Origin of the sequence: Robiginitalea sp. (genome assembly GCF_049588695.1) — a bacterium.
Lineage (GTDB): Bacteria > Bacteroidota > Bacteroidia > Flavobacteriales > Flavobacteriaceae > Robiginitalea.
On sequence record NZ_JBAVZJ010000648.1, the window covers coordinates 1 to 3192 of the forward strand.

Annotated in this window: 3 protein-coding genes; 2 read left to right on the top strand and 1 reads right to left on the bottom strand. The window is 49.2% G+C overall.

The features are described 5' to 3' along the window. Nucleotides 1-7 precede the first annotated feature (7 nt). Nucleotides 8-1228, bottom strand: a complete 1221-nt coding sequence (locus tag WBV75_RS14760) for a sulfite oxidase (RefSeq protein WP_424121343.1) — start codon at nucleotides 1226-1228, stop codon at nucleotides 8-10. Nucleotides 1229-1473: 245 nt separating this feature from the next. Between WBV75_RS14760 and WBV75_RS14765 the strand changes: the two genes are divergently transcribed. Further along, nucleotides 1474-2721 carry an NAD(P)/FAD-dependent oxidoreductase gene (locus WBV75_RS14765; RefSeq protein WP_424121344.1) on the top strand — a complete coding sequence of 416 codons (1248 nt, stop codon included), beginning with the start codon at nucleotides 1474-1476 and terminating at the stop codon, nucleotides 2719-2721. Between the two features lie 72 nt (nucleotides 2722-2793). Further along, nucleotides 2794-3192, top strand: a 399-nt coding sequence (locus WBV75_RS14770; RefSeq protein WP_424121345.1) for a YeeE/YedE family protein, incomplete at its 3' end; no start/stop codon positions are given.

A 3192-nucleotide genomic window follows, 5' to 3' on the forward strand; every position in this document is an offset into this window, starting at 1 on the left:
GTTTTCATCAGCTGACTTTTACGGCGATGCGGTGGCAGGCGTTGTTGAGGTACCCCTTGGGATTCCAACCCGGCAGCACCATGGGTTGTGCATTTCCGCGACTATCTGTAGCCCTTACCCAGACTTCATAATACCCTTTTTGTGGAAACCGGGTTTCCCCGGAGAAATGTTGCCATGCCAGGCGATTGGCCGGAGCTTCGAGAGTACATTCTTTCCAGTTGCTCCCAAAATCTATAGAGTATTCCATCCGGGTCACTTCGAGCTCTCCGGCCCAGGCGTGTCCGCGGAACGAAAGTGATTTTCCCTGGGAGAGTGTCGCCCCTGTTTTGGGATAGGTGATCAGGGATTTGACCGGCATGGATTCTATGATGCACATATCTTCATCGGCTACTTCAGTTCCGGGAGCTACAGGGAGGCACGGCACCCGGTAAGAAGTCCCCGTCATTTTAGGGCCGTCGTGGACCTTATCGCGCACGCTTATACCCGTGAGCCATTTTCCCGAAGTGGAGGCCGGCCACCCCCCGGCGACCAGTCGCAGGGGATACCCGTGAGCCAGGGGAATATCTTTTCCGTTCATTTGAAAGGCGAGCAGGGTTTCATCCTGCATGGCCTTGGCTATGGGAAAACCCCTCGAAATAGGTTCCTTTTTAGGGTCTCCGCTCAGGTGCGTATCTGCAGCGTGGAATCCGATATATACGGCATCTGAGGTAATGCCCACGTCCTCAAGCACATCCCGAAGGCGAACGCCGGTCCATTCGGCGCTGTGCACCGCCCCAACGCTCCATTGATTTCCTTTGGCCGGGGGGTTAAATTCGCTTCTGCCATTTCCCCCGCACTCAATAGTCAACTGATAGGTGTGTTGGGAGAACCGCGATTTCAAATCGGCAAGGGTATAACTCTTTTTGCCCCGGACGGATTCCCCGTCAAAAGTAAGGGTCCAGGTGGCCAGGTCTATTTCCTGGGGGATAATTCCATTATTACGGATAAACATAGACCGATTTGGGGTAACCCGGTCATCCAGTAAATGGGCAAGGGACTCAATATTCCACGGTTTGTCATTTAAGACCAGCATTTCCGGATTCTTATCGAACATTTTAAAGGGATCCGGATCCTGTAATCCAAGGGGGATATACCCTTTTGGAAGGGTATTGCCAAAAACGATTTCAGTGCCGAGTAAGGCGGCCATAGCCCCCAGGCCGGAATTCTGAACAAATTTTCGTCGGTTCATTTGCGAGCGCATTTTTCATAAAGTTTATAAACATAAGTGATTTTAATAGAAACTTCTGTAACCTGAGTTACAATGCCCTTGAACAGATTCCTTTTTCAAAACCCCCTTCCCCGGATACTAATTTGAACAACACCTGAAAACAGCCGATTACTGGCCCTCTGAATCTCTGGGAGTGTAACCAATGTTACAATGAATTGAGGGGGAAATGTATATCTTTATTTTTTGTAAAAAGAACCCTTAGACTTATGGAATCACATTTCGAAATCCTGGTTATCGGTGGAGGAACCGGTGGCATTATGACAGCTGCAAAACTCCTTCAGGAAGATAAATCGTTGAAAGTGGGGATCGTTGAACCGGCAGACACCCATTATTATCAACCCGCCTGGACCCTTGTAGGTGCAGGCACTTTTGATTATGAAAAGACAGCTCGCCCGATGAAATCGGTAATCCCGAAACGAGCTACCTGGATTCAGGACAAAGCCACAGGGTTTAAACCTGAAGCCAATACGGTGACGACTCAATCCAGCGGAGACCTGACCTATGATTATTTGGTCGTGGCTCCCGGCCTGGTTTACGACTGGAGCCTGGTACCCGGCCTCGGTGAGGCTATGGACAAAGATGTGGTTTGCAGTAACTACACAGACTCGAAGCACACCTGGGAGGTCCTTAAAAACTTTAAGGGAGGAACGGCCCTGTTTACCCAGCCCGCCACGCCTATAAAATGTGGAGGGGCTCCCCAGAAAATCATGTACCTGTCTGAAAGCCATTTCCGGAAATCGGGGGTTCGGGACACGACAAACATAGTATTTGCCACTCCGGGGACGACCATTTTTGGGGTTCCGGAGGTTAAGAAAACACTGCTTGAGATTGTAGATCGCAAAGATATCAACCTGCGGTTTGGGTATAAACTTGAAAAAGTGGACGGCCCGAACCGGATTGCCTGGTATTCCTTTATGGATCATGAGCGCGAATACAACCACAAGGAGGTACGTTTGGAAAAGGACGGAGCCCTGACAGGGATACACTTCGATATGATGCACACCGCCCCGCCTTCCACGGCCCCGAAATTCATTCAGGATTCTCCTTTAGCCAATGAAGGAAAATGGCTTGACGTTGATAAACATACCCTTCAGAGTCCCAAGTACCCCAATGTTTTTGGTCTTGGGGATGTGGCGGGGATCCCGGCTGCCAAAACAGGTGCCGCTATTCGTAAGCAAGTTCCGGTGATTGTGGATAATATCCGGATTTTGAAATCCCGAAACATCCTGGGGACCAAATCCTATAATGGTTATTCTTCCTGTCCGATTGTTACGGATTATGGAAAAATGGTCCTGGCGGAGTTTGATTACGACAATAATTTCACCCCGGATCCGAAGCTCAAACTTATGGGGATCATGGATTCGTATCGGGAGCACTGGCGGCTTTGGATGCTGAAAAAATACGGTCTTCCTTATCTATACTGGAATAAAATGCTCAAAGGTAAAGATGTGTAACTCTGGTTACCTTTTGTTTCGAACGAAAACCTTTGCTTTGCCCCGCATTGGACACTTTTTAAAATATACTTTATGAATTGGATTATGGAACCCTGGCCCTGGTATGTATCCGGGGCTGCAATTGCAGCGGTTATGCTATTGCTTTTGCTCGTTGGGAAGAACTTTGGAATGTCTTCGAACCTGCGTACATTTTGTACGATTTGCGGAGCCGGAAAGAACGCGGAGTTTTTTCAGTTTGACTGGAAAACGCAGAAATGGAACCTGATTGTGGTGCTTGGCGCCATAATTGGGGGCTATATTGGATCCCACCATTTGAGTAATGATGTGGCTGTGGACATCAACCCGAAAACCGTGACGGAATTGCAGGGCCTGGGCTTTGAAAGTGCCGGGACGGAGTATCTGCCCGATGAGCTGTTCGACGCCGGTATCTGGACCAATCCCAAAACGATTTTGCTACTGGCCCTGGGGGGC

Coding starts and splice junctions, on each gene's coding strand:
- WBV75_RS14760 (WP_424121343.1), bottom strand. CDS start 1,228: ATGAACCGACGAAAATTTGTTCAGAATTCCGGCCTGGGGGCTATGGCC.
- WBV75_RS14765 (WP_424121344.1), top strand. CDS start 1,474: ATGGAATCACATTTCGAAATCCTGGTTATCGGTGGAGGAACCGGTGGC.